Annotated in this window: 26 protein-coding genes and 1 pseudogene; 19 read left to right on the top strand and 8 right to left on the bottom strand. The window is 61.4% G+C overall.

Going from position 1 to position 25892, the window contains the following annotated elements:
• Positions 1 to 29: 29 nt before the first annotated feature.
• Positions 30 to 572, bottom strand: a pseudogene (locus AArcSt11_RS12120) (endonuclease III domain-containing protein); the annotation flags it as partial.
• A 144-nt stretch (positions 573 to 716) separates the two neighbouring features.
• Here AArcSt11_RS12120 and AArcSt11_RS12115 point away from each other — a divergent pair.
• From AArcSt11_RS12115 to AArcSt11_RS12105, 3 genes are read left to right on the top strand one after another with little or no spacing between them, the layout of a single operon-like run.
• Complete coding sequence (locus tag AArcSt11_RS12115; protein WP_250597400.1) at positions 717 to 1100, top strand: translation initiation factor IF-5A; 384 nt, start codon at positions 717 to 719, stop codon at positions 1098 to 1100.
• Entirely contained in the window at positions 1101 to 1907 is an 807-nt protein-coding gene (speB, locus tag AArcSt11_RS12110) for an agmatinase (RefSeq protein ID WP_250597398.1), read from the top strand.
• Between the two features lie 42 nt (positions 1908 to 1949).
• On the top strand, positions 1950 to 2717 hold the full coding sequence (locus AArcSt11_RS12105) for a Nif3-like dinuclear metal center hexameric protein (protein ID WP_250597396.1): 768 nt from the start codon (positions 1950 to 1952) through the stop codon (positions 2715 to 2717).
• Between the two features lie 170 nt (positions 2718 to 2887).
• On the opposite strand, the gene AArcSt11_RS12100 is transcribed toward AArcSt11_RS12105, so the two are convergent.
• On the bottom strand, positions 2888 to 3301 hold the full coding sequence (locus AArcSt11_RS12100) for a DUF371 domain-containing protein (protein WP_250597394.1): 414 nt from the start codon (positions 3299 to 3301) through the stop codon (positions 2888 to 2890).
• A 34-nt stretch (positions 3302 to 3335) separates the two neighbouring features.
• Complete coding sequence (locus AArcSt11_RS12095; protein ID WP_250597392.1) at positions 3336 to 3494, bottom strand: hypothetical protein; 159 nt, start codon at positions 3492 to 3494, stop codon at positions 3336 to 3338.
• A gap of 118 nt (positions 3495 to 3612) precedes the next feature.
• On the opposite strand from AArcSt11_RS12095, the gene AArcSt11_RS12090 reads away from it, so the two are divergent.
• The 8 genes from AArcSt11_RS12090 to AArcSt11_RS12055 all read left to right on the top strand — a co-directional run bounded on the left by AArcSt11_RS12090 (position 3613) and on the right by AArcSt11_RS12055 (position 12127).
• Positions 3613 to 5466, top strand: a complete 1854-nt coding sequence (locus AArcSt11_RS12090; protein WP_250597390.1) for a hydrolase — start codon at positions 3613 to 3615, stop codon at positions 5464 to 5466.
• A 304-nt stretch (positions 5467 to 5770) separates the two neighbouring features.
• The gene (locus AArcSt11_RS12085) at positions 5771 to 6667 is read left to right on the top strand and encodes a coiled-coil protein (protein WP_250597389.1); all 897 of its coding nucleotides are present in this window, start codon (positions 5771 to 5773) and stop codon (positions 6665 to 6667) included.
• Positions 6668 to 6763: 96 nt separating this feature from the next.
• On the top strand, positions 6764 to 7003 hold the full coding sequence (locus AArcSt11_RS12080; RefSeq protein WP_250597388.1) for an antitoxin VapB family protein: 240 nt from the start codon (positions 6764 to 6766) through the stop codon (positions 7001 to 7003).
• Entirely contained in the window at positions 7000 to 7386 is a 387-nt protein-coding gene (locus AArcSt11_RS12075) for a PIN domain-containing protein (RefSeq protein WP_250597387.1), read from the top strand. The genes AArcSt11_RS12080 and AArcSt11_RS12075 overlap by 4 nt, the downstream gene beginning before the upstream one ends.
• A gap of 53 nt (positions 7387 to 7439) precedes the next feature.
• Positions 7440 to 8444, top strand: a complete 1005-nt coding sequence (gene sppA / locus AArcSt11_RS12070; protein WP_353617768.1) for a signal peptide peptidase SppA — start codon at positions 7440 to 7442, stop codon at positions 8442 to 8444.
• A gap of 46 nt (positions 8445 to 8490) precedes the next feature.
• A complete protein-coding gene (locus tag AArcSt11_RS12065) occupies positions 8491 to 9642 on the top strand; it encodes a DUF373 family protein (protein WP_250597385.1) in 1152 nt (383 codons plus the stop codon).
• A 42-nt stretch (positions 9643 to 9684) separates the two neighbouring features.
• Positions 9685 to 10422 carry a diphthine--ammonia ligase gene (locus AArcSt11_RS12060; protein ID WP_250597384.1) on the top strand — a complete coding sequence of 246 codons (738 nt, stop codon included), beginning with the start codon at positions 9685 to 9687 and terminating at the stop codon, positions 10420 to 10422.
• Positions 10423 to 10789: 367 nt separating this feature from the next.
• The gene (locus AArcSt11_RS12055; protein WP_250597383.1) at positions 10790 to 12127 is read left to right on the top strand and encodes a hypothetical protein; all 1338 of its coding nucleotides are present in this window, start codon (positions 10790 to 10792) and stop codon (positions 12125 to 12127) included.
• Positions 12128 to 12170: 43 nt separating this feature from the next.
• Here AArcSt11_RS12055 and AArcSt11_RS12050 read toward each other — a convergent pair whose 3' ends face one another.
• Positions 12171 to 13481 (bottom strand): ribonuclease catalytic domain-containing protein, encoded by a 1311-nt coding sequence (locus AArcSt11_RS12050; protein WP_250597664.1) that lies wholly within the window; start codon positions 13479 to 13481, stop codon positions 12171 to 12173.
• A gap of 308 nt (positions 13482 to 13789) precedes the next feature.
• On the opposite strand from AArcSt11_RS12050, the gene AArcSt11_RS12045 reads away from it, so the two are divergent.
• Complete coding sequence (locus AArcSt11_RS12045; RefSeq protein ID WP_250597377.1) at positions 13790 to 14194, top strand: hypothetical protein; 405 nt, start codon at positions 13790 to 13792, stop codon at positions 14192 to 14194.
• Between the two features lie 485 nt (positions 14195 to 14679).
• On the opposite strand, the gene AArcSt11_RS12040 is transcribed toward AArcSt11_RS12045, so the two are convergent.
• The gene (locus AArcSt11_RS12040; protein ID WP_250597375.1) at positions 14680 to 15420 is read right to left on the bottom strand and encodes an SDR family NAD(P)-dependent oxidoreductase; all 741 of its coding nucleotides are present in this window, start codon (positions 15418 to 15420) and stop codon (positions 14680 to 14682) included.
• A 96-nt stretch (positions 15421 to 15516) separates the two neighbouring features.
• Here AArcSt11_RS12040 and AArcSt11_RS12035 point away from each other — a divergent pair, with 96 nt between their 5' ends.
• The 4 genes from AArcSt11_RS12035 to AArcSt11_RS12020 all read left to right on the top strand — a co-directional run bounded on the left by AArcSt11_RS12035 (position 15517) and on the right by AArcSt11_RS12020 (position 18966).
• Positions 15517 to 15969, top strand: coding sequence for a universal stress protein (locus AArcSt11_RS12035; RefSeq protein ID WP_250597373.1), 453 nt, complete (start codon positions 15517 to 15519; stop codon positions 15967 to 15969).
• Positions 15970 to 16045: 76 nt separating this feature from the next.
• Positions 16046 to 17017 carry an ROK family protein gene (locus AArcSt11_RS12030; RefSeq protein ID WP_250597372.1) on the top strand — a complete coding sequence of 324 codons (972 nt, stop codon included), beginning with the start codon at positions 16046 to 16048 and terminating at the stop codon, positions 17015 to 17017.
• 37 nt (positions 17018 to 17054) lie between these two features.
• Positions 17055 to 18533: an LVIVD repeat-containing protein gene (locus AArcSt11_RS12025; protein WP_250597371.1), complete on the top strand. Its 1479-nt coding sequence runs from the start codon at positions 17055 to 17057 to the stop codon at positions 18531 to 18533.
• Positions 18534 to 18600: 67 nt separating this feature from the next.
• On the top strand, positions 18601 to 18966 hold the full coding sequence (locus tag AArcSt11_RS12020; RefSeq protein WP_250597370.1) for a NifU family protein: 366 nt from the start codon (positions 18601 to 18603) through the stop codon (positions 18964 to 18966).
• Positions 18967 to 18969: 3 nt separating this feature from the next.
• On the opposite strand, the gene AArcSt11_RS12015 is transcribed toward AArcSt11_RS12020, so the two are convergent.
• Entirely contained in the window at positions 18970 to 19332 is a 363-nt protein-coding gene (locus AArcSt11_RS12015; RefSeq protein ID WP_250597369.1) for a cell division protein SepF, read from the bottom strand.
• A gap of 101 nt (positions 19333 to 19433) precedes the next feature.
• On the opposite strand from AArcSt11_RS12015, the gene AArcSt11_RS12010 reads away from it, so the two are divergent.
• Positions 19434 to 20174, top strand: a complete 741-nt coding sequence (locus AArcSt11_RS12010) for a DUF1028 domain-containing protein (RefSeq protein ID WP_250597368.1) — start codon at positions 19434 to 19436, stop codon at positions 20172 to 20174.
• 20 nt (positions 20175 to 20194) lie between these two features.
• Here the strand turns inward: AArcSt11_RS12010 and proS are convergent, their stop codons facing one another.
• Complete coding sequence (gene proS, locus AArcSt11_RS12005; protein WP_250597367.1) at positions 20195 to 21646, bottom strand: proline--tRNA ligase; 1452 nt, start codon at positions 21644 to 21646, stop codon at positions 20195 to 20197.
• A gap of 122 nt (positions 21647 to 21768) precedes the next feature.
• On the opposite strand from proS, the gene AArcSt11_RS12000 reads away from it, so the two are divergent.
• Positions 21769 to 22932: a DUF7344 domain-containing protein gene (locus AArcSt11_RS12000; protein WP_250597361.1), complete on the top strand. Its 1164-nt coding sequence runs from the start codon at positions 21769 to 21771 to the stop codon at positions 22930 to 22932.
• 15 nt (positions 22933 to 22947) lie between these two features.
• On the opposite strand, the gene AArcSt11_RS11995 is transcribed toward AArcSt11_RS12000, so the two are convergent.
• Entirely contained in the window at positions 22948 to 23430 is a 483-nt protein-coding gene (locus AArcSt11_RS11995; RefSeq protein ID WP_250597359.1) for a DUF7984 family protein, read from the bottom strand.
• A gap of 385 nt (positions 23431 to 23815) precedes the next feature.
• Here AArcSt11_RS11995 and AArcSt11_RS11990 point away from each other — a divergent pair, with 385 nt between their 5' ends.
• Positions 23816 to 25738: a beta-CASP ribonuclease aCPSF1 gene (locus AArcSt11_RS11990; protein WP_250597356.1), complete on the top strand. Its 1923-nt coding sequence runs from the start codon at positions 23816 to 23818 to the stop codon at positions 25736 to 25738.
• Positions 25739 to 25892 lie beyond the last annotated feature (154 nt).

The following is a 25892-nucleotide window of genomic DNA, read 5'->3' as shown; positions in this document are numbered from 1 at the left end:
TTGCTATCATCGTGACACCATACATATGGCGTCTCAGATGGAAAGACGCCGCCACGCCCACCCGCGAAAAGGAGCACACAATCGGCCGTCTTCGGGCCGACGCCACGCATCTCCAGTAGCACCTCGCGTACCTCGCTGGGAGGCTCCTCCCGGACGAACGCGTCGAAGGCGTCCGCCGAGCCGTACTCCTCGACGACGAGTTCGGCGACGTCCTGAATCACGCGCGATTTCTGGTTGTACAGCCCCGCCCCGCTGATCGTTTCGGCGAGTTCCGCCCGCTCGGCCGTCGCAAGCGTCTTCGCGAGGTCAGCCCCGGTAGCGGCGTATCGCTCCATCAGCGCGTCGTGAGCGGGCTGGCTTGCTTTGTCGCTCGTGTTCTGGCTGAGGATCGTCCGCACGAGACACTCGAAGCCATCGCGGCCACCGTAGGCTTTCTGCCAGTACCGTTCCCCCAGTCGGTCGACCACGCGTTCGGCGCGGGTTGCTGCCTCACTCGGCGCGAACGTCGAGGGCTGGCCGCCACCCGCGGCCCCACCGCTTATATTCTCCGCTGGCTCGGGGTCGTCGGTCATCGACCGTCCGTACGGAGTCAAGGGCCTTCAGCGCCCCGGCAGCGGCGACCCTGTCATCGTCCCGAAATATCAGGTAGAACGCTCCGAAACGCGTCGCTCCGCGTTTCCAAACCGTTTATACCGTTCGGTTGTTAATCCGCCGGTATGGCGAAAACGCAGAAAGAAGTCCGCGATCTGCAGGAAGGTAACTACCTGATGATGGACGACGAACCGTGCAAGATCACCGCCTACAGCACGGCCAAGCCGGGCAAACACGGCAGTGCAAAGGCCCGAATCGAGGGCAAAGGTGTCTTCGACGGCCAGAAGCGCAGCCTCTCTCAACCGGTCGATGCGAAGATCTGGGTCCCGATCATCAACCGGAAGCAGGGACAGGTCGTCAGCGTCGAGAGCGCGGACGTCGCACAGGTCATGGATCTGGAAACCTACGAGACGATCACGATCAAGACGCCCGGCGATGTCAGCCTCTCACCGGACGACGAGATCGAGTATCTCGAGATGGAAAGCCAGCGCAAGATCATCGAGTCGTAGATGTTCCCCGGTGCCGTGGCCGAGCGAGAGGCCGCTGACTACGTCATCGTCGGCGCACCGCTTGACGTCTCCACGACGTTCCAGCCCGGCACCCGATTCGGTCCGGACCGGCTCCGGCAGTTCGCCCGGACCTTCGACGACTACGATCCTCACACCGACGCTCACTTTTCTTCGCTCGACGTCCACGACCACGGGGACGTCCACGCCTGGGACAACGCGGCAGAGTACCTCGACTACCTCGAAGGCGTCGTGACCGATGTCGAGTGGGACGACGCCGTCCCGCTCCTCCTCGGGGGCGAACACACGGTCACGATCGCGGCGATACGAGCACTCGATCCGGACGTGTTCGTCTGTCTGGACGCCCATCTCGATCTGCGAGAGGCCTACGACGGTAACGAATTGAGCCACTCGACGGTCGCCCAGCACGCCCTTGATGTCGCCGATGAGGCGATTATCCTTGGCGCGAGAACAGGAAGCGAAGACGAATGGCAGCGGGCCAGGGAGGACGACGTGACCATCGTCCCGCCTGAGGACGTCGACGGCTGGATACCCCCAGAGTCGCTCGCCCGCGAGGACGTCTATCTGAGCGTCGACATCGACGCCGCCGATCCGGCGTACGCGCCGGGGACTGGAACGCTGGAGCCCTTTGGCGTGACCAGCCGTGAGATGCGCGATGTGGTTCGTACCATTGCCCCGCACTCCGTCGGCTTCGACGTCGTCGAGGTGAACGACCGCGACGACGGACAGGCGGCGACGCTCGGTGCGAAGCTCCTCCGGGAGTTCGTGTTCGCCCACGCGACCCAGTAGAAGACCACAACGCCCTTTCTCCCGCTTCTCCAACTGATAGTCATGCAACTCTCCGAACTCGTCGAGCGATACGACGAACGTCTCGATACCGATGCGTACGCCGACGTCGACGCGAGTGCGAACGGCTTGCAGGTCGGCCCCGAGGAAGCGACGGTCGAGCACGTTGCCGTCGCGGTCGATGCGGGCGTCGCGACGATCGAGCGCGCCGCCGATGCAGGAGCGGACGTACTGGTGACCCACCATGGCGTCGTTTTCGGGGGGATCGACCACGTCACCGGCCCTGACTATGACCGGATCGAAGCGCTGATCGAGAACGACATTGCGCTATACGTGTCGCATCTCCCGCTCGACGGCCACCAGGAGCTGGGCAACGCTGCGGGGATCGCTGATCTGCTGCAGCTGACCGATCGTGAGCCGTTCGGAACGATCGGTGGGGAGTACATTGGCCAGCGTGGCCGACGGAGCGAACCGCTACCTGTCGAGGACGTCGCCGAGACGCTGAACGCATCGCTCGACACCGGGGGCCGTGATGTCCAGACGTTCGCGTTTGGCCCGGAGGAGGTAGAGGACGTGGCAATCGTCACCGGTAGCGGCGTCGACTGGCTCGAAGACGCCGCGGACACCGGTGCCGACGTGCTGGTGACTGGCGAGGGCAAGCAGCATGCCTACCACCTCGCCCGCGAACTCGGGATCAATCTGGTACTCGCGGGCCACTACGCAACGGAGACGTTCGGCGTCCGGAACCTGCAATCGCTCGCCGAGGAATGGGGACTGGAAACGACGTTCATCGACGAGCCGACCGGGCTGTAGCTGCTCTCGATAGGGACGCTGCTGGATTGCGAACAGGTGACACTTGTTCCGCGACGCGGGTCGTCACACACCCGCCTCGCCCGGCGTCGCGGCGCTCTACTGGAGCATGGCGGCTGTGGCCGCCCAATCGGACATAAACCTGTAGTCGTCGTCCGGTCAGTCCGTAGGACCTATTCGACGGCGAGCGTCAGCGTTAGTTCCGCGCCCGCAGCGAGCGCGTCGACGAGTTCGTCGTCGATACCGATCGCTCCGTGATCGGCGTTCACTGTCACTGTCCGCTCGTCGACGTGATCGCTCGCGCGGATGACGGCGCTACGCTCGCTCTGGAAGGAGAGATCGGGATGGCCGCTACCGGTGACTGATTGGCTCATCCCGTCGACCTCGACCATCGCCGTAATCGTCGCGTCGGCGTCCTGGCAGGCATCGACGAACTTCGGGGCAAAATCAGCAGGCGCTCGGTCCGCCTCGATTGCGAGAATACAGTCGCCCGCAGGCGTGAGAAAGTCGTCGGTGGTTACTTCGAACGTGCTGGCGTGGTCCGCGCTGACGTGTTCGTGACCGTGTGCGGAGATTCGTTCTTCCATACCCACGGTAGCCCGAGGAGGGTCTTCAGGGCGTTTATTTTTCCTGGACGACGGTAACCGTCACCGCGCCGCAGTCGCATTCATACGCACGTCGTGTTCCGGCATCGGTCCGCATCGAGAGCATCAGGTGCTCCTCGCCGAGTGCGGTGTCACAGCCGTCGGCCTCGCACGCACAGGTTAGCTGTTCGAGCATATCACGAACTGCTCACTCGATGGTAGTTAAACTGTGCCGTCCCCGGAGTGAAAGTGAAAGTGAAGCCCGCCGGATGGAGGGCAAGACCTATTTCAGTGCCGGACACTGGCTGATAACAATGCTGGGTCAGTGGCTGGGTGCCGCGGTTGAACCGAACGACGAGCAGGAGCCACCGACCATGGAGAGCCCACAGCCGGTGACGGTTCCGGGCAGTCCCACAGCGCTGGCCGGGGCGGACGTGGTGGCGTACAGGACGGACTTTGCCGATCCCTGCGGCGACGAGGAAACTCGTGCTACGCTTGAACTCGCCGGTCTGTACGGCCATGCGCGGATCTGGCTCAACGGCACCTTCCTCGGCACGCACGAGTCGTACTTCACGCCGTGGCGGACCACGTTCGATCCGGAACCGGAGAACGAACTCCTCGTCGAGTGTCGCCGTCCGACTGACGCGTTCGGCGGGATCTACGAGACGGACGTGCTCCCCGCCGAGCGTCGCGTGCCGGGGATCTGGTGGGGTGCCTCTGTGGAGCCACACGGTTCCGTCACGATTACCGATCTGTCGGTGACACCCGAACTGGAAGGCGACGGTGGTGCCATCCACGCCGCGATCACCGTCGACGCCGCCGAATCAGTCGACGACCGGGTGACACTCTCGATTCGGCCGAAGGGATTTCGCGGCGGAGGCGCGATGGAACGCGCCCGCGTCGAAGCTGCGGCCGGAGAGCGCGTCGTCGTCGAGCGCCGAATCGAGGTCAGAGACCCTCGGCTGTGGTGGCCGCGGGGGTTCGGGTCCCAGCACCGGTACGCCGTCCACGCCAAACTGGGCGATCAAGAGAAGATCGCAACAACGGGGTTCAGTACGATCAGCTACGGCGACGATGGGCTAGTCGTTAACGGCCGACCGATACCGGCCCGCGGGTTCAACGTTCTGCCAGGAACGGAGCCCGAGGAGACGATCGATCGCGCGGTAGAAGCGAACGCGAATCTTCTCCGGGCACACGCGCACGTTCCCCCATCGGCGTTCTACGACGCCTGTGACGAGGCAGGGCTGCTGGTGTGGCAGGACCTCCCACTGACCGGCCCGGTCGAGTACGACCCCGATAGGGGAATCGAAATCAGCGCCGCGCTCGTCGATCGGTGTGAATCACGCCCGAGCGTTGCGGCGTACGGCGTCCACGACGACCCCAGATCGCCGTTCGAGACCCCGCTCGGGTCGGGCCGTCTCGCGCGGATGCGTCTGCGCTGGCGTGCCTGGAGAACGGCGTTCGACCGTACCGCTGCCGATGCCCTTGCGGACGGCATCGAGACCGATCGGCCGGTCTTCCCTGTCATGGGATCCCCGGGGACCGATCCCGACGCATCACATCTGTACCCCGGCTGGGAGTACGGTACCGCAGCGGACGTCGAGTGGCTTACCCAGCAATATTCGGGACTTGCCGACGTCGTCACGGAGTTCGGAGCCGGTTCGTTGACCGAGGGTGGGGAGGGTGCACCGGGGACTCATCCCGCCTTCGATCACCTCGACGATACGCCGGTCGGCACCCAGCACGAGCAAGGACGGATCCTCAAGCACGTTGCTGAACGGCTCCGACTGGAGCGGGCCGACGTGCTTGCCGCGTTCACTCTTCAGGATGTCCGACCGGGTGGCGGGATGGGTGTCATCGATGCAAACGGTATCGAGAAACAGAGCTTCGATCCGATCGCGGCGGCATACGAACCCGTTCAGGCTGTCGTTACCGATCCGCTGACGCCGGGTGCGGTCGGAATGACCGTGATCAACGACACACACGAGCGCGTTTCGGGCACCCTCGAATGGGAGTCCGGTACTCGTTCAGGGGTAGTTGATGTCGATGCTGAGCCGCTTTCACGCGTGTCTGTTGGCGGCGCGAAGGTCGACGACCATGCTGAAAAGCTGGTTCTGGAGCTATCAACTGACGGACAAACAGTTCGGAACCGGTACCGACTCCCCTGAACTATAGCGATCGCTGGGGCGATGTATCGCTCCAGACACCGATGATCATTTATATACAACTCGGATGTCTTGGTAAGCCCTAACACGGCATCTCAGGCCCCGTGCTAGCTATTTTCACCCTGATAATCACCGATACTTTTAAATTGAAAGCCACAGTAGTGGTAGATACCAGAACGTCACCGGCGTTCGGGTAGTATCGCTCGCAGACCAACATGACAGGAACTGCTTATCACCGACCCGTCACAGTTTGTCCGAGCGATCACTATCCACCGGTGCGGGTATGGCACAGAGGTTTGAACAACACATGGTAGACGCACAAGAACTCGACGAAGCCGACAACGTCGAACTAACCGAAGAACAGCTCGAAAACAATTCTAAAGGACAGCTCATCAAAATCGCCGGTCAGCTACGCGACCGACGAAACGAGCTGAACCAGCTTGCATCCGACCGCGCCTCGAAACGCGACGATCTCAACGCGAAGACACGCGAGAAGGTCGACGAGGCACAGGAACACCGCGAGAAACGCGACGAGCTCAACGAGCAGGTTCAGGAGCACAAGGAGAGCCGCAACGAGCTCAACGCCGATGCAAACGAGCTGTTCGACAAAGTCGAGGAGATGAAGTCGGACATGGAGCTCGACGAAGGCAAGGATCTCGAAGAGCTCGAAGAGGAGATCGAGGAGCTCGAATTCAAACAGCAGACCGAGGTCCTCAGCACGGAAGACGAGCGCGAGCTGATCGAGAAGATCGAGGCCAAACGCGAAGAGTACAACGAGCGAAAGGACAAGCTCAACCAGAACGAGGAGCTCGACGACCTCGTCGAAGAGGCCGAAGAAGTCCGATCGGAAGCCTCCCAGCACCACCAGAAGGTCACCGAGCTCGCCGACAAGGCCCAGGAACACCACAACCAGATGATCGAGGCCTATCGCGAGGCCGACGACATCCGCGACGACGCCGACGAGATGCACGAGCTGTTCGTCGAGGCCCAGGAGGCCGCCGACCAGCACCACGAGGACTTCGTCCGCGTCCAGAAGCGCCTGCGCGAACTCGACAAAGAGGAAGAAGAAGAGCGCAAGACCGAGCGCGAGAAAGAAAAAGAGGAAGTCGAGCAGGAAGCAGAAGAGATCTACGAGCGGTTCAAAGAGGGCGAGACCCTCGAAACCGAGGACCTGATGAAGCTGCAGAAGGCTGGTCGGCTGTAATCGGTATCTGCTGATTCTCCCTGCGTTTTCACCGACGGATAGCGACAGCGCTCGCCGGAGAAAGACTGAATACTGTCTGTATACGACGTATACAGTATGGGGACTCGTTCGGTTCGACTCGATGAGGACACGTACGAACGGATCAAACGGCAGAAACAACCGGATGAGACGTTTTCGGAGGCGATTGATCGGTTAACTCGAACGCCATCGCTCGGAGAACTCGGTGGCGTCGTTGACGAAGAGCGTGTCGAGCGCGTAGAAGCGGCAATCGTGGAGGCAGACGCCGCTGATGCGGACGAAGTGAACGACATCCTCGACGAGTTCGACAATCGATGATCGCGGACACCTCGTTTCTGATTGACCTGATGAAAAACGATGGGGGAGCCCACGAAAAGCTCGAAGAGCTCGAAGCCCGGAAGGAACCGATCAAGATCCCGGCAATGGCCGTTCTCGAACTGGGGATCGGGATCGGTGCCGAACTCTCAGCAGACGAACGACGGGCGGTCAGGGCGATTCTCGAACCCCATCCGATCGTTCCGATGGACGACACCATTGCGTTACGGGCAGGTGTTCGGATCGGTGAAGGCGATGCGTCAACGCTCAAAAAGAACAAGGGTGACGCTGCAATTGGTGCGACCGCCGAGATTGAAGGCGAACCCGTTCTCACACGAAACGTCGATGATTTCGAACGAATGGGATTCGAGACGGCCGAGTATTGAGGTTTTATCACCACCCGCCCACCTACACCGGTGTATGACAGGAGGTGTCGCCAGTGGATAACCCGCTTCGGGGGCTGGCACAGATCGGGATCGTACTGCTCGGCGCGGCAATCGCCGCCGTGATTGGCTACGGACTGTTCGTCGAGATACCCGAGTCAACGGCTGAGCTCCTCGGAATCGTGCTCGCACTGCTCGTTGTGGGCGTGGGTGTCAAACTCGCGGGCAACGCCGTCGAATCGCTCTTCCCGGGTTACAACGTTGCCGAGGTCGCTGTCGAGGGGCCAATCACGCGCGACGGTGGCGGCGGGCCGCTGCCTACCCAGCCCGGCTCGACACCCGCCGACGACATCGTCGAGCAGATCGAACGGGCTGACGCGGACGACAACGTCGAAGCGCTGATGGTACGGCTGAACACACCGGGCGGCGAAGTCGTTCCGAGCGACGACATCCGGCTCGCCGCCGAGGAGTTCGACGGCCCGACGCTCGCGTACGCACAGGACACCTGCGCGAGCGGCGGCTACTGGATCGCCAGCGGCTGTGACGAACTGTGGGCCCGAGACATGAGCATCGTCGGGAGTATCGGCGTGATCGGCTCCCGAGTGAACGCCAGTGAACTGGCTGACAAGATCGGAATCTCCTACGAGCGGCTCGCGGCGGGCGAGTACAAGGACGCCGGGATCCCGCTCAAGGAGCTCGAAGAGGACGAACGCGAGTATCTCCAGAGCCTCATCGACGATCTGTACGGCAACTTCGTCGAGCGCGTCGCCGCGGGGCGAGAGCTCGAGGAGAAGACGATCAGAGACACCGAGGCCCGGATCTATCTCGGCGAGGACGCCATCGAGCTCGGACTGGTCGATCAACTCGGGACGGGCGAGGACGTTCAGGACGCGCTCGTCGAGCGGATCGAGAGCGACGCGGTCGACGTCAGGGAGTTCGAGCCCGAGCGTGGACTGCAGGCAAAACTCCGGGGCGGCGCGGCCTCGATTGCGTACTCGTTCGGTGCGGGGATCGCAAGCGTGCTGGGCAACGATGGTGAAATCGACATCCGGTTCCGTTGAACTGTCGTAGGAGTTTTTATATCGCCCGGGGAACGATGCAAACACAGTGACAACGCTGGTCGTCTGTGTGGACCGGACTGACGATGTCGGACGCAAGACTGGCCTCTCGACGCCGGTCGCAGGCTGGGAAGCCGTCCAGTCGCTCGTGATCGACATGGGGCTTGCAGATCCGGAGGACTCCTCGGTCAACAGTCTGCTGGAGTCGCTGCGGGTCGCCCGGGAGCTACGCGACGGTGACGACGACGCCGTCGTCGCTGTCGTCTCGGGAGCGAGCGATTCGATGGTGAGCGCCGATCGTGCGGTTGCACACCAGCTCGACGACCTGATCGACGAGTACGACGTCGACTCGGCGATCGTCGTCATCGACAGTGCCGAAGACGAGCGGCTCGTCCCGGTCGTCGAGAGCCGTCTCCGCGTCGATTCCGTCGATCGCGTCGTCGTCCGCCAGGCCAGAGATATCGAGTCGACGTACTACCTGCTCAAGCAGTTCCTGGCCGACGAAGAGCTCCGACAGACGACGCTGGTGCCGATCGGGATCGCACTGATCGTCTTCCCGGCGCTCTCGATCTGGGCCGGAACCGCGATCGCGCTGGCGACGATTACGGCCGTGATCGGATCGTTCCTGCTGTACAAGGGGTTTGGCGTCGACGAATATCTTACCAGACTCGCGCGACAGGCGAGAGATTCGCTGTACTCCGGTCAGGTCTCCGTCGTCACCTACGTCGTCGCCGCAGGACTGACACTTGTCGGCGTGTTCGCCGGTGCGCTCGGCGTCTCGGATCTTTCCGATCCCGAAAGTGCATTCATCCAGTCGATGATGTTCGCCTACGCGAGCGTTCCGTGGCTGGCGATGGCCGCACTGGCTGCCAGTACCGGGCGATTGCTCGACGAGATTATTCAGGACGAACAGCTCCGCCCCTCGTTTCTCAATCTGCCGTTTGTCGTGGTCGGAATCGGCTTGATCGTCCGTGGCTTCTCGGCGTACTTCCTCGAACGTGGTGGGCAGATCAGTTCGCTCGATGTTCCCGATGTCTCGCTGGGGGTCGTTTCAGTCGAAGGGTTCAAGCTGGGCGTCGGAAACCGCCTCGGTGTGTTCGTCCTGCTGGGCGTGTTGATCAGCGTCCTCGGCGTTCGCGTCGCGATGTACTTCTCCGGGGCGAGCGTCGAGGAGCCGGAGGTCGCGGAGACAGATGTGTGATCTCTTCGACGGGCCTTTGCCGTCCGGTCGGAAAGTATGCGTATGGCTGACAACGCTACTGACGGGCACTGGGTGAGCCTCTACTCCGGCGGCAAGGACTCTTCGTGGGCGCTATACCGGGCGCTCGAACGTGATCTGCCGGTCGGACGACTGCTGACCGTCCACCCCGAGGGCGACTCGTATATGTATCACGTTCCGGCGACCGACCTGGCGACGCTTGCCGCCAAGAGCGTCGGGATCCCGCTCGTGGACGTCCACCCCGAGGATTTCGATGCCGGTGGGGCCGAGGATTCGGGCGAGCAGGGCGACCGGGAGGTCGAACCGCTGGAGGCCGCGCTGGCCGAACTGGACGCCGAACTGGATGGCGGTATTGCGGGCGTCACCGCGGGTGCGGTCGAAAGCGAGTTCCAGACCAGCCGCATCGAGGCGATGGCCAACCGGCTGGATATCGAACTCTTCGCCCCGCTCTGGCAGCGGGACCCGCGCACGCTCGCCGACGAGATGCTCGCGGCCGGATTCGAGATCCGGATCGTGCAGGTCGCCGCGGCTGGCCTCGACGAATCGTGGCTCGGACGGCGACTCGACGCCGACGCGCTGGACGAACTCGAAACGCTCCACGACGAGTACGGCGTCCACATTCTGGGTGAGGGAGGCGAGTTCGAGACACTCGTTACTGATGGGCCGCATATGGAGCGACCGATCGAACTGGAGTACGAGACGGAGTGGGAAGGGACGCGAGGGCATCTGCGGATTACGGATGCGTGGCTGGGCGATGCATAGTTAGCTGATATCTATCCCTAAGCACCGAGGTGCGTATGCGCCAAGGCAGTAGGGTAGTTTACAGAATCGCAAGGCGAATACCACGGGGTCGTCCGCAAACCTTGTTTTTCGTGATCACGAGAATAGCAGATTCTCAAACGACTTGACCCCCAGGCACTTTGCACCGATCTTGTCGAGTTTCTGAACCATCAGAAAGGATGCGCGACCTTTTATATTATCGGGGATAAGAGATGTTAACCCATCTATGCGTTCTCAAGAACCGATTGGCGATCTTTCCCTCCTAATCCGTTCATGGGTTAATCTGTCCGATCACGTTGATATCAGTCTGTTCAGAGGGGTTGCAACCGGAAACGAATGGCTGACTGCAGTGCTTCTCATCGTCGCGGCACTTCCGCTTTTGTATATTCTTGCCAAGCTCCCACAGTCGGACCGATCGAGGAAGTGGCAAAACAAGCTTTTCAACACTCGTGGATGGCGGTTAACAAACGAATACGTATCCTCTCTTGCAATTTTGGTGGCGTCCCACCGGTTTCTAGCAGCATTACTCCTTGCTTGGATCGTTATCGTGTTACACATTCCATTGGCTCCACCAGGGGAACGCGTTATTGTCGGTGCGGAAAACCTGCTCACTGTACTGTTGACTATCGTCGTGGCTTTCGTTTCAGCGACGTATCTCGTTCAGTTTCTCAAATACGAAGAACGGCGACGTATCGGCGACACCGACGAGATACTGTCTACGTATGATCGAACAGAGCCCTTCATCGATGTTTCAGACCTCAAGGTCTGGACGAACGGAATCGATCACCCAACAGTCATTCCCGCTGCCGTCGAAGACATCCGGGTAGCCGATGTTACTGATCTTGATCTGAAGATGGAGAATCGGTATTATGACTTCCGCCCCGATATAAACGCAATGATCGAGCCTGAGCTCGACGACCTCCAACAGACATTCCAGCAAGAAGGCCACTTCAGTGGGTTACTGTTCCGTCTCGACCGCATCTCAGACGGAGTATTCCACGGTGAAAAGACTTCCTATTATCGAAGTTTTGTCACGAACTTTTGTCCCGAGATCACCTTGCAGAGCGGAAAAACGTTACGCGAGTTGACCATCCCACTTTTGTTCGATAACACGGGGAACCTCAAACAACTGGCCAAATCGCCACTTTCTGATCATCTCGGGATCGCCTGTCTGGTTATTACGACTAACGGGACGGTCTTTTTAGCTCGCCGGAGTGAGTCAGTCGCGGTTGACCAGTTCTCGCTGTCGCTCCCGGTGAGCGGATCTGCCACGATAACGCCAAACATCAAAAACGAGGATGAACCAACGATAGCGGGGTTCTTTTACAATGAAATCTCTGAGGAGATGGATATTGGTGAATCTCATGTTCAACAGTTGATCTATCTGGGAACGATTCGACGGATGGAGAGGCTCGGGAAACCGGACGCCGTTGGAATCGCACTCGTCGATGCGGAAGCCGAGTGGCGTGACGAATCGGGAGAATATACGAAGCTCACTGCATACGATCTTGACGTGAAATCCCCGCTTCTGGATCCCTCGCAATCAATTACTCCCGAAGTCGCTGACGAAGTCCTCCGGACGTTCGCTGCGGAGATAGAAAAACACGGACAGCCATCAGTCGGACTTCTCTCGACGATGTATCTGCTTGATCAACACAGTGAACCGGGATCAGTGTCACAGGTGTGACGTACCGTATCGTCGTGTGTTGCCGAATGTCGTCTCCGTCTGATTACTCCTCGTCGACGACTTCGATCCCGCGATTGTTCACCGCGGCGGGGTCGAGGCCGACCTCTTGCAGGAAGTCCTTGTACTCGCGCTCGCACTGCTCGGCGTCTTGCTGCTGATCCGAGGCGTGGTCACAGAGCGCGGCGAGATCCTCCGGCACGTCGTTCGTGTAGACGATCCAGTGGTTGATCAGGTCGCTGAGTCGGCGGATCGGGCTGGTGAAGTGGCCGTAGATCTCGAAGTTCAGTGCGTGGTGGCCGCCGAAGGGGTCGTTCATGTACTTCGCACGGGGCATCACCTTCATCACGGCCCACTGGATCTTGTCGAGTTGCCGACCCGGCGCTTCCTCTAGCGTGGCGTTGACGGCTTTTCGCGGATCCTCCCACGAACCAGCGGGGATCGAGACGCCGTCGAGTTCCTGAATTTCCTGGAGGGCCTTGTCCCACTCGTCGGGGCTGGGCTGTGGGTGGACCCGGTACATCGCCTCGACGCCCCGATCCCACATCAGCTGGTGGGTGACGGCCTTGTTCGCTTTTAGCATGCACTCCTCGATGATGGTGTGGGCGCGATCCCGTGCGGGATTCAGGACAAGCGAGCCGTCCTCCTTGCGCTGTTCGTGCATCCGGTCGGCGACCTCCCAGACCATCTCGCACTTTTCCGCGAGATCGACCTCGGGGTCCTCGAGCAGGTCGTCCGCCGTTTCAGGTTCGTCGAGCATCGTCTCGGCCTCGCCGTAGGTCAGGCGGGCGTCGCTCTCGATGACCGATTTGTAGATATCGATCGACTCGTAGGACAGGTTCTCCTTGTCCAGATGCATCTCGACGGTGTGGGCAAGGCGGTCCTCGTTCGGCACGAGCGAGCAGACCGTCTCGGCGAGCACCGGTGGCAACATGTGGATGGTGTACGCCGGGAGATAGACCGTGTTCCCGCGCTCGACAGCCTCCTCCCACATCTTCGTATCGGGGTTCACGTAATGGGTCACGTCGGCGATGTGGACCCAGAGGACGTACTCGTCGTCGCGTTCCTCGATCGAGACCGCGTCGTCGAAGTCCTGGGCGTCGATCGGGTCGATCGTCCACGTCGTCATGTCCCGCAGGTCCTCGCGCTCGTCGACCTCGTCGGCGATCTGTTGCTCGATGTTTTCGGTCCGCGCTCTGGCCTCTTCGAGGATCTCTTCGGAGAAGCCATCGCGGATTTCGAGCTTCTCGAACAGCTCTTCCCGTTTGTTCTCCAGATGGCGGGCCATCTCCTCGTCGATCTCGACGGGACCCTGTCCCTCGGCCGTTCCGGCCTCGGCCTGCGACTCGCTGGTCATGCCCGAGCGTATGGGTGTTGGCCTGATAGTCGTATCGGCACGGCGCTCCGGACTCGCATCGATGTGGCCAGGGCAGCTCATGGACCCTACTCCCCGGATTCCGGGTTCTCCTCTGTGGCAGCCCTCTCATACATAGAAACCGAGGGGTCTTTTAAAACCCTTCAGCTTCGATAAGAACTGTGTGCTGAATACAGGGCGCGAATGCTGTATAGATCAGAACCCCACCAACAAGCATCCTGATCATTGAGTACAAGTTGGTGTATGAATTGCTCCCAAAAACACTTGTTAATTGAATATATACTCATTGTATGAAACGGCGCTCTTTTGTTTTGGGCACGATTCCTCTCTGCTCGGGGCTTGCTGGATGTACAGGACTGTTCTCTGATTCCCCAATGCTCTCCGTGGCCGTTTTTAATCAGTCCGAGAGTTCCTACACAATCGAAATGGCTTTTTCACGAACAGATGGCGATCTCTCCAGAAGCGAAGCCCGAGTGTTCTCAGGGCGGATCGATGTTGAACCAGACGAGCACAGTATCAGCGAAGACGTTGCCGAACAACAGCGGTATCTTATAGAGTACAGCCTCTATGAGAACAATACCACTCTAACAGAACAAGATCACTTCTACTACTATCCGGGAGACGAGGATGAGAGCGACAATCTGACATTTGATATTCGTTCATCAGGGGTCTTGACGCGAAGGTGGGCTGTTTGAACGTTTACTGATCTGCTGCTTCAGCTGAACCGCTTGAAACCACCAGTATCGGTTTGCTGCATCCATCCTCTGTATGCAGCGCGACGCGCAAAACCTATCATCACGTGAGGAGTTCAACAAAGCCAATCAGGCCAGTGTGACTACACCACGGAAGCCCCCGAATCGCTCTCAGGCACTAGAAACCGTCTGGAGAACTCCATCATGAAAGCCCCCGAATCGCTCGACGGCTGTGGCTCGCTGTGCGCGGGACTGCGTCCCGTGCTTGCGTCGCCTCGCTCGTCGAGCGATCCGGCCCCTTTCGATCCACCCACACAGCCTCACCCTCCCCAGCCTCGGTGCCTACGGCACCGTCCCTCGCACAGTGTTGGCTGGCGACGAGCGCCAGCCAGCGCGCGCCACCGCAACCGCCGGGCCGCGAGCGCGTGTCAGTGCCACGCGAGTTCGGGGAAGGGTAGGGTGGCCGGAGCGACTATTTTCCCAGTCCATCACACGTCCTCGGGCAACCACCCCCCATCGACTTCGACGTTCTCGCCGCTGATGTAGTCGCTGTCCTCATCGAGGAAAAAGAACATCGCCTGAGCCATGTCCTCGAACCCGGCGGGACGCCCGCGGGGCAGTGCTGCGGGGAACTCGTCGGAGTTCTCGACGACGTACGGCGAGATTGCGTTGACCGTGATCCCGTCGTCGGCGGTGTCAGCCGCGAGCATCCGGGTGAACATCAGCACGCCCGCTTTGGCCATGAAGTACGGCGCGTTCTTGGGATTGATCAGTCCCTTCTCGCTGGAGGCGTAGCCGACGTTGACGATCCGACCGTAGGAGTTCTCGCGCATCGCCGGGAGCGCGCGCCGCGAGCAGAGATAGGTTGCGTGGACGTTGGTGGCGAAGATGTCCTGCCAGGTCTCAAACTCCATCTCGGACCAGTGGACTGGTGCGAACGCGCCGACGTTGTTGACCAGCACGTCGACGCTGCCGAGGTCGGACTCGACGGTCTCGAACAGTTGGTCCACCGATTCGGGATCGGTCACGTCTGCCTGCACCACGGTGGTGTCGGTCGCCCCCCGTTCGGCGGCACGGTCGGCTACTTCAGCGGCGGCACCCGCACTCGTATTGTAGTGGACCGCCGTCCGCGCGCCGCGTTCTGCGGTCGCCAGCAGTAGTTCACGTCCGACGCCGCGTGCGCTTCCAGTCACCAGTACGGTCTGTCCGTCGAGATCCGGGTCGATCATGGTCGCTACAGGGACTCCAGCGGCAAAGAAGGTAGTCGTTCACCGCCGTAGCGGTTTGGCAGTATACTTAACACGGATGCGAATAAACGAGGTTATATGACTCTCAAGTCAGTTCTCGTCGCAGTTGGTCCCGGTGATGCGGACCGCGCCGAGGAGATTGCCGAAGCAGCCGTCGAAGTATCCAAGCCAGCCGATGCAACAGTCTACCTCGCTCACGTCTTCACCGACGAGGAGTATCAGGACGTGCTCGACCAGCTCGAGTTCGACACCGAGCTCTCACAGGTATCCCCGGACGACACCGCGCAGCGTCACGCGACGATTCGCTCGCTGCGTGAGGTGCTAGGCGAGCACGATATCGACTACGAAATCCGCGGTGCAGTGGGCGCTCACGGCGAGACGATCGTCGACCTCGCGACGGAGACGGAGGCGGACCGCGTGATCGTCGGCGGTCGCAAACGCTCGCCGACCGGCAAAGCAGTGTTCGGCAGCACGGCCCAGCACGTCATGCTCAACTCGCCATGCCCGGTCACGTTCGTTCGCGAGCAGTAACCCGGTCGTGTCGACAATGACCACAGCGCGCCGGAAACTCAGTTATTAAGTACGACCGCACTCCTTTTGCTGATACATGGTGTACTACGCGGGCGTCGACCTGGGCGCAACCAACGTCCGGGCAGTCGTCGCTGACGGCGACGGGACCATCGTCGGCTCACACGAGCAGGGGACGCCGCGCGGCCCGACCGGGATCGCCGTCACCGAGGCTGTACTCGGCGTTCTCCGGGAGGCCTGTGCGAACGCAAACATCGATCCGGATCAGATTACTACCGCCGGTATCGGTTCGATCGGTCCGCTCGATCTCGCCGAGGGGGCGGTGATCGATCCGGCGAACCTTCCGGATACCATCGACCGGATCCCGCTGACTGGACCGATCATGAACCTGATCGAAAGCGACGAAGTGTATCTCCACAACGATACGAATGCCGGCGTGATCGGCGAGCGGTTCTACAGCGATCGTAACCCCGACGACATGGCCTATCTGACGATCTCCAGTGGTATCGGTGCAGGTATCTGTGTCGACGGAAGCGTGCTTTCGGGCTGGGACGGTAACGCTGGCGAGGTCGGTCACATGGTCGTCGATCCTCAGGGACAGCTCACCTGTGGCTGTGGCAAGGATGGCCACTGGGAGGCGTACTGTTCGGGCAACAACATCCCCCGGTACACGAGGTGGATCCATCAGGAGGATCCAGTCGAGACGGCGCTGCCGGTCGAGGATCCCGAGTTCTCCGCCGCGGACGTGTTCGAACTTGCGGGGAAGGACCCGCTTGCCGATCACGTCATCGAGCAGGTCGGCCACTGGAACGCGATGGGGGTAGCGAACATTATTCACGCGTACGCACCGCTCGTTATCTACGTCGGCGGCGCGGTCGCGCTCAACAACGAGGAGCTCGTCCTGGGGCCGCTCAAAGAGGAGCTCTCGGAGATGGTGTTCACGAACGTCCCGGACGTCCAGTTGACCACGCTCGGCGACGATGTCGTCGTCAAGGGCGCACTCGCAAGCGCGATGACCCGCGGCACCGGCGACCGAGCGAAGCTGCACTGACCGGGGAGTTTATTTTTCTCTCGTACCGACAGGACGTATGCGCCGCCGAACCCTCCTCCGTGCCGGTGCGGGTATCCTCGCCGGAACAGCTGTTGGACGTGTCGCCGCACAGGACGACGACGGCTACGAACCGCTCGGAAGCGTTGAGATCCCGGGCGCAAAAGACGCCGCGGTCGTCGACGGTGAGGTTGCCTACGTCGCAGCGACCGACGGCTTCGTCACCGTTGACCTCTCCGATCCAGCGGAGCCGGAGGTGCTTGCCGAAGAACGTGGCATTCCGGCCGATGGCCCGATCACCGGGATCTGGGATCTCTGGCCGGACGGAGACCGGCTCGTCGTCGCCGGACCGGCTAACCCGACGTTCTCGACGCCGACGGTGATGCTTTACGACGTGAGCGACCCTGCCGACCCGGTCGGCATCGATCTGTACGAACCGGGCTATCCGGTCCACAACACATTCTTCGAGGACGGTATCGTCTATCTCACACAGCACGGCGACGATGGACATCCACTCGCGATTGTCGACACGGCAGACGACGAGCTAAGCGAACTTACTCGATGGTCCCTGCTCGATCATCCGGAGGAAGACTGGAGTGGAGTCAACCAGCGTCTCTATCCGATCCACGACGTCTACGTGCAAGATGACCTCGCATATCTCTCCTACTGGGACGCCGGACTCTGGGTCCTCAACGTGCGTGATCCGGCGAACCCGGAGTACGTCAACCACTTCGGCGACTATACGCGCGAAGAACTCGAAGCGATGGACGACGGACGAGCCCTCTGGGAGCCGTTCGCGCCGCCGGGGAACGCCCACTACGCACAGGTCGACGAGACCGGCACTCTACTTGGCGTCGGCAAGGAAGCATGGGAGACTGAAGACGGCGATGGAGACCTCGTGGGCGGTCCCGGCGGGATCGACCTCTGGGATGTCGAGGACCCGACCGACCCGGAACATCTGTCCCATATCGAAGCCCCGGAGTCCTATGACAACACACAGGAAGGCCAGTTCACGACCGCGCACAACTTCGATATCGTCGACGGGCGGCTCTACTCTTCGTGGTACTTCGGCGGCGTCAAGATTCACGACGTGGAAGACCCCGAGAATCCCGAAGAGCTGGTGTGGTGGCGCGAGCCCGATGAGGCGGTGTTCTGGACTGCACAGTCCGGAATCCCCGGCGAGTTCTTCGTCGGTAGCAGTGCCGAAAGCGACCGTGGGTTCGAGCTCGCGCCGACTGGCGCGCTCTACACGTTCCCCGACGAGGCAGGCGAGCAGGTATCGCCGCCATCACTGACTGACCAGCCGGACGACACGAGCGGGAACGGGGCAGATGACGAGGATTCTGACACTGACGATTCCGGAGCAAGCGACGGTACGGATGAGAATGGAGCCAGCCCGGCGGAGGCTGATGACAACGCGGTGCCGGGCTTTGGCGTCGGCGTCGGCGCACTCGGTGTGGGTCTCGGCGCGTGGCGATACGCAAAGCAGAACGATCGGGGAAACCAACATCGTAAATGATGGACGTTACGGCGCTGGACAGCCGAAACCCGAACTCTTTCCATGTTCCGCGTCCTACTGTGTGGTAATGAGTACCGACGCGTCCGAAGAGGCGGGCGACGCCGAGAGCCTGGCCGAGGAGATCGAGACCTGGCTGGTAAAGCAGATGCCGATCATCAAGATGCACGGCGGCACCAGCAACGTCCGGAAGGCAGATCCCGACTCCGGCGAAGTAGTCATCGAACTCGGCGGTGGCTGTGCGGGCTGTGACGTCGCCGACATCACCTCCGGCAACATCGAAGCAGAGCTCCTGAAGAAATATCCCGAGATCGAGGAGGTTACCGTCCGCGTCCCCGACTCCGGCGAAGCCTTCGGTATCGATCAGAAAGAAAGCATCATGGGCATCGATCGGACCGAGGGCGGACGTGGCGATTTCAAGGACGGCCGCTGGTAGCTTTCAGGTACTGTCGCCGAGTTTCGTCCGGCTAATCTTGATCCCCGTCGGCGTGACGATCAGCTGATCGTCGCCTTTCTGGACGATGTCGCCGTCGACTTCCTCGGCGACCTGTCGCAGTTCGTCGACGACGTGTTCGACCGTGCTGTCCTGCGTGCGCAGGCGAGTAATATCGGCGATTACGAGGTCGCCATCGTAGACGGCGTCCTTGATATCGATGACGTCTTTCTGGCCGCCGATCTCCGCGATATGTACCTGCATCGCGGCGTCGCTCGTGACGGACTCGAACTCGTCGAGGTTCAGTTCAACGTAGTCCTCGGCACTCCGGGAATTTCGGTCGCCGAGAATCGAACTCATCAGTCCCATATCACTACATCTCCGGGGGAACAAGTATAGTTCTTACGTCAGACGCAATCGCCGGAAAAAGCGGGAATGGTTTTTTCGCACCGGACTCCCCAGAGTCGTGTATGACGTTCAGTATCTGTGTGCGTGAGGAGTACACCGACGACGAGGGCGACGACCAGACCCGGTTTGGCGTTGCTGTGACAACCAGACTTCCCGCCGTCGGAACGCTCTGTCCGTTCGCCAGCGAGAACGGTGCGGTGGCGACCCAGAGCCTCGTGAACGTGGACCTCGGCCGGGACGGCGTGCGCTATCTCGACGAGGGGCTGGCGATCGAGGACGCACTCGAAGCATTGCTAAACGCCGACGATGGCCGCGCCCAGCGTCAGCTCCACGGCGTCGACGCGGACGGTTCATTTACGTTCTCCGGCGAGGAGTGCAAAGGCTGGTTCGGCCATCACGATGGCGGGGACTACACCGTCGCTGGGAACCTGCTAACCGGCCCAGAGGTCGTCGACAGCGTGGCCGAGACGTACGAGGAAGTCGCTCACGAGGAGTCGGTCGATCCGCTCGACGACGACGGCCCGGCACCGCTGGCCGAGCGCCTGCTCGACGCGCTGGCGGCGGGCCACGCCGAGGGCGGGGACAAGCGCGAGGAGCTGCCGATTCAGAGCGCCGCACTGATCGTCGCACGCACCGAGGACGCGGAGATGGAGCCGTACTACGACGACCTGCGGGTCGACGCGACCGAGACGCCGATCGCCGATCTGCGGGAGACCTACGAACTGGCCCGGGAAGGGTATCAGGACGCCGTCGAGCTATACGCCGATGCGTACGCGGAGGACGATCTGGACGCCGACGAGTGATCGGCCGTAGACTCGGGGACTCAGTACGTCCGCGCGAAGTAGGCCGTCTCCTCGGCCTCGTCGTCGCAGATCGCACACTCGTCATGGACCGGTTCCTCGTCACGGTCGAGCGGGCACATGACGATCTCGGCCGCGATCTCGTCTTTGATCACGGTCTCGCAGGCCTCGTCTCCACACCAGCCACACTCGACGTAGCCGCCGTGCTTGCCGATGGTCCCGAGAATCTCGGGCGGGCTCTCGGCCTCGCGGACGTTCTCTTCTAGATTCTCCTCGGCCGCGTCGTAGAGCTTCTCGTAGACGTCGTCGAAGTGTTCCTCGGCCGTCTCGGCGATGTCCTCGCGATCCTCGACGATCGATTCGCCGTCGGGACGGTGGACAATCGTGATCTCCTCGTCGTCGACCTCGTGGGGGCCGATCTCGAAGCGGACCGGGACGCCGTTTAGCTCGTGCTCGTTGAACTTGAAGCCGGGGTTGCGCTCGTCCCGGTCGTCCAGTTCGACGGAGATGCCAGCCTCCTCCAGCTCGTCGGTTATCTCCTCGGCATACTCCAGAACTTCGTCTTTCGTGTCCTCCTGCCAGATGGGGACGATGGCGACCTGCGTGGGTGCGATGGTCGGCGGGAGGACGAGGCCCTGATCGTCGCTGTGGGTCATGATCAACGCGCCCAGCGAGCGCCAGGACAGTCCCCACGAGGTGGTGTGGGCGACCTGCTCGTCCTCGTTCTCGTCGGTGTAGGTGAGATCGAACGCCTCGGCAAAGCTGGTGCCGAGATAGTGACTCGTGGCACTCTGGACCGACTTGCCGTCGGGCATCAGCGCCTCGACCGTCGTCGTGGTGTGTGCGCCGGGGAACTTGTCGTGTTCGGGCTTGCGGCCGCGCATGACCGGGATTGCGAGAACGTCCTCGAACAGCTGCTCGTACTGATCGAGCCGGAGCATCGTCTCGTCCCAGGCTTCGTCTTCGTCCTCGTGGGCGGTGTGGCCCTCCTGCCAGAGGAACTCCTTGGTGCGGAAGAATGGCTTCGTTTCCGTCGCCTCCCACCGGACGACGCTACACCACTGGTTCAGGCGCAGCGGCAGGTCGCGATGGCTGCGGGTCCATTCGGCCATGAAGGGCGCAATAATGCTCTCGCTGGTGGGTCGCACCGCGAGGCGCTCTTCGAGTTCGTCGTGCCCGCCGTGGGTGACCCACGCGACTTCGGGGTCGAAGCCTTCGACGATGTCTTTCTCCCGTTCGAGGAAGCTCTCGGGGATAAACATCGGGAAGTAGGCGTTGGTCACGCCGGTCTCCTTGAACCAGCCGTCGAGGTGGTCCTGTAGCGCTTCCCAGAGGGCGTAGCCACGCGGGCGCGTAACGATAAATCCGCCCATGGGTGCATAATCCGCGAGTTTCGCCTTCTGGACGACTTCGGCGTACCAGTCGCCGGTCGCGTACTCCTTGCTCTCGGTGATACCGAGTTCTTGCTCGCTCATTGTAGGGTGTGTGTCCGCCCGGGGTAATAGACGAACCGATCCACGCGGGGATTGAGAACGCGTCGCCGCGCTCGGTCATGAGCACCGAAAGAGTCAGTATTCTGCATAATAAATAGTGAAGTATGGGGGGCGAGCATGACCGCTGCAGCGATCAGGACGTCCCGGGGTCAGATGGGGTTGACGAGGCAGCCATCCAGTCTATAACACACCCAACTCGCCAGATCGTGGTGCGGTATCTGTCGGCGACCGGGGCGGTTGGACTCGACCGGTTGGCACTCGTCGTTGCGGGCGTGTCGATGCGCGAGCGGGGAAAACAGGTCGCGACCGCCGCCGGGTACCGTCGGTTACGGACCGAACTCCATCACGTTCACCTGCCGCATCTGGACAGCGCTGGCCTCGTGGAGTACGACACCGACACTCACCGGGTGGGTGCTGGATCGATTCCAACAGCGATACTCGATCTCATCGACGAGACACGGGCCCGCGAGCGCAGCCAGCAGCACCCTGAGACGGCTGACGACCGTCCGGTTCAGTTCGACACAGAACCCGACGCAATCGGACGCATCTCGTCACTTCAAGAGCTGCTCACTGCTGTTGAGCGAGCACGCACGACCGTTCGATTGTTCAGTCCGGAGCCGGATGAGGATGCACTCGCGGGCTTTATCACCAGAAACGTCCGGGTCGAGTACGAGCCGTTGCCCTCCTCGCTCGCACCCGGCTTCGCCGTCGTCGAGCGTGATGACGGTCTCGCCCTGTGTCGGCTGGACATCCTGACGAGTGTCAACGCCCCGCCGACTGATCCGCCCTGGGACGAGGAGATCGACCGGACGGCCTACAGACAGTTCCTCGGGCTGTTCCGGGATCGACCGTTCGCGACGACCGATCGCAAACAGCTACTGGCGACATCAAGAGAGATCGAAGACCGGGCCTGGCGAACCGGTCGGGGCGAGATCCACGCTGGCTTTCAGTCGCTGTCGGTGTTCCGGACACAGCGACGTCTGTACCGGCGGCTGGGTGAGAAACCCGGTCTCGACGTCCACGTCTACGGTCGGCCGGACTGGACGCCGCCCGCAGTCGACAGTGTAACCACGATTGCGATCGACAATCAGGAGATTGGGGAGTTCTGGTTCGTCGTCTATCGGGATGCCACTGATACTACCGCCACAGCACTGGTCGCCGAGGAGCGACAACCCGACGAGTACTACGGCGTCTGGACCTACGACGCGGAGACGGTCGACCGCCTTACGACGTATTTGCGGGAGTCGTACCCGGCTGCCGAGGAGTGATAGTTCCCTCGCGGATCAGCGGTCGACCGCAAACGGGCTCTCGGATTTCGTCCAGTCCCAGCCGGGCAGGCGCGTCTGAAAGCCCGCTGCGAGCGCGGCGTCGAGGTCGTCGCTGCCAGCATCGCCGTCCTCGGGGTGGTGGTGGATATCCACGTAGTGAAAGGTGGCCTCGCCGAGCAGAGAGAATGGCTGATTCCCCGCGATCATTCCGGCGAGTCGCCGCCCGAGCAGTTCGTCGACGACGAACCCGGGGTAATCGTCCTGGACGTCGAGGTCGCCCAGTATGGCAACGAGCGCAGCGATGTTGACGGCGAGGTCGCCGTCGGCGAAGACGTCATCGACCTCCTGACGATACTGTTCGGTGTTGACTGGAGCGACCTCCATCTCGAAGATCTCTCCCAGATCAGCGCGCGTGTCGTTGATGAGGTCGACGACGATGTCGTCACGCGCACGGACCCACTCGTACTCCCGCTCGACGGTCGCCGGTGTCAATCGCATGCCACTCGGTTCGGTCCGGACCACTTTATCCATCGGGTCCCCGATGGCCGGTCACGTCCGGATAGAGACCTGATCACCCCCTGTTATTGCGAAGATTTTTATAAGACGCGACGAGTACTGCCGGGTAAGCGGGTTTTTCCTGGATCCTCTTGCGGAGTCCGCGAGAGGAGCCCGACATACCAGGAGCATATCCCCCAGAGACACCGATCATTCAGTATGCATACCCTGTGGCTATCCGACGGCGTGGGCCGGTTTCGTCGTACCCACCCGTCACTGGCGCACTCGCGCGGGCGGCCCAAAGCCGGTCGCTGCAAAACGTCTCGGTATCGCTTGCCACCAGATCGGCGTCCACTGGGACGAACCACGCTACTATGACGTTTCCACTATGAGTTCCGTTGATCGACAACTCGACGACCTACACGAAACGATTACCAGCGAACTGCCAGCCGATATCACGGTCTCCGATGTCAAATACGAGGGGCCGGAGCTCGTCGTCTATACGCGTGATCCGAAGAAGTTCGCGCGCCAGGGCGACCTGATTCGACAGCTCGCCAGCAAGCTGCGTAAACGAATTACCGTCCGGCCGGATCCGGACGCGCTCGAACGACCGCGTGACGCCAGGGAGAAGGTGATGAACGTCATCCCCGACGAGGCTGGCGTCACGGATCTCGACTTCCACGAAGACACCGGCGAGGTCGTGATCGAGGCCGAGAAACCAGGGATGGTGATCGGCCGCCATGGCTCGACGCTCCGGGACATCACCAAGGAAGTCGGCTGGACGCCCGAGGTCGTCCGGACACCACCGATCGAGTCCTCGACGGTCTCGAACGTCCGGAACTTCCTCAAGCAGGAACGCGACGAGCGCCGCGACATCCTCGAACGCGTCGGCCGGCAGATCCACCGCGAGGAGATGTCCGACGACGAGTACGTCCGCATCACGACGCTTGGGTGCTGTCGCGAAGTCGGTCGTGCCGCGTTCATTCTGAGCACGCCCGAGACTCGCATTCTCATCGACTGCGGTGACAAGCCCGGTGCGGAGGGCGAAGTGCCGTATCTGCAGGTTCCCGAGGCTCTCGGCGCTGGCGCGCAGAACCTCGATGCAGTCGTGCTTACACACGCCCACCTGGACCACTCCGCGCTCATTCCGATCCTGTTCAAGTACGGCTACGACGGACCGATCTACACGACCGAACCCACGCGCGACCTGATGGGGCTGCTCCAGCTGGACTACCTCGACGTCGCCGCCAAAGAAGGTCGGGCCCCGCCGTACGACTCCGAGCAGGTCCGAGAGGCGATCAAACACACCATCCCGCTTGAGTACGGCGACGTCACCGATATCGCGCCGGACGTCAAACTCACGATGCACAACGCGGGCCACATTCTGGGCTCTGCAGTGACGCATTTCCACATCGGTGACGGCCTCTACAACGTCGCCTTCTCGGGTGACATTCACTACGACGATACCCGCCTGTTCAACGGCGCGGTCAACGACTTCCCGCGCGTCGAGACGCTCGTGATGGAGTCGACCTACGGCGGCCGGAACGACTACCAGACCGATCAGGACGACGCCGAAAAGCGGCTCAAAGAGGTCATCAACGACACCTACGACCGCGGTGGGAAGGTGTTGATTCCTGCGTTCGCGGTCGGGCGCTCCCAGGAGATGATGCTCGTCCTCGAAGAGGCGATGCGCAGCGGCGATATCCCCGAGATGCCGGTCCATCTCGACGGGATGATCTGGGAGGCAACGGCGATCCATACAACCTACCCCGAGTACCTGCGTGACGACCTCCGCGATCGGATCTTCCACGAGGACAAGAACCCGTTCCTTGCAGATCAGTTCAACCACATCGACGCTGGCGAGGACGAACGACAGGAGATCGCCGACGGCGGCCCCTGTATCATCCTCACGACCTCCGGTATGGTTACCGGCGGCCCGATCATGTCCTGGCTTCGTCACCTCGCCAGCGAGGAAGAGAGCACGCTCACGTTCGTCGGCTACCAGGCACAGGGAACGCTCGGCCGCCGCCTTCAGAGCGGCTGGGACGAGGTGCCCATCAACGACGGCGAGAGCGGTCGGGCCTCGAAAATCAATCTCAAGATGGATGTCGAGACGGTCGATGGCTTCTCCGGGCACGCGGACCGACAGGGCCTGATGAACTTCGTGAAGACGATGAACCCCCGCCCAGAGAAGGTGCTCTGTGTCCACGGCGACGAGTCCTCGACACAGGACCTCTCCTCGGCGCTGTATCACGAGCACAACATCCGGACGTTCGCCCCAAAGAACCTCGAAACGTTCCGGTTCCTCTAGGGCCGCAATTAGCTTGTTCTGTTACAGTCGGTAACTACGTTTTCACTAACGCGTACGGATGCGAGCGAATCCGTCCGTTGTTCTCCAACTGTTGGTAGCCGCTGAATACCCGAACGAACCAAATCTTCACAGGAGTACTAATTACGGTCTTTAC

The organism is Natranaeroarchaeum aerophilus, assembly GCF_023638055.1.
Classification (GTDB): Archaea; Halobacteriota; Halobacteria; order Halobacteriales; family Natronoarchaeaceae; genus Natranaeroarchaeum; species Natranaeroarchaeum aerophilum.
This window is presented reverse-complemented; position numbering and strand designations above follow the sequence as displayed.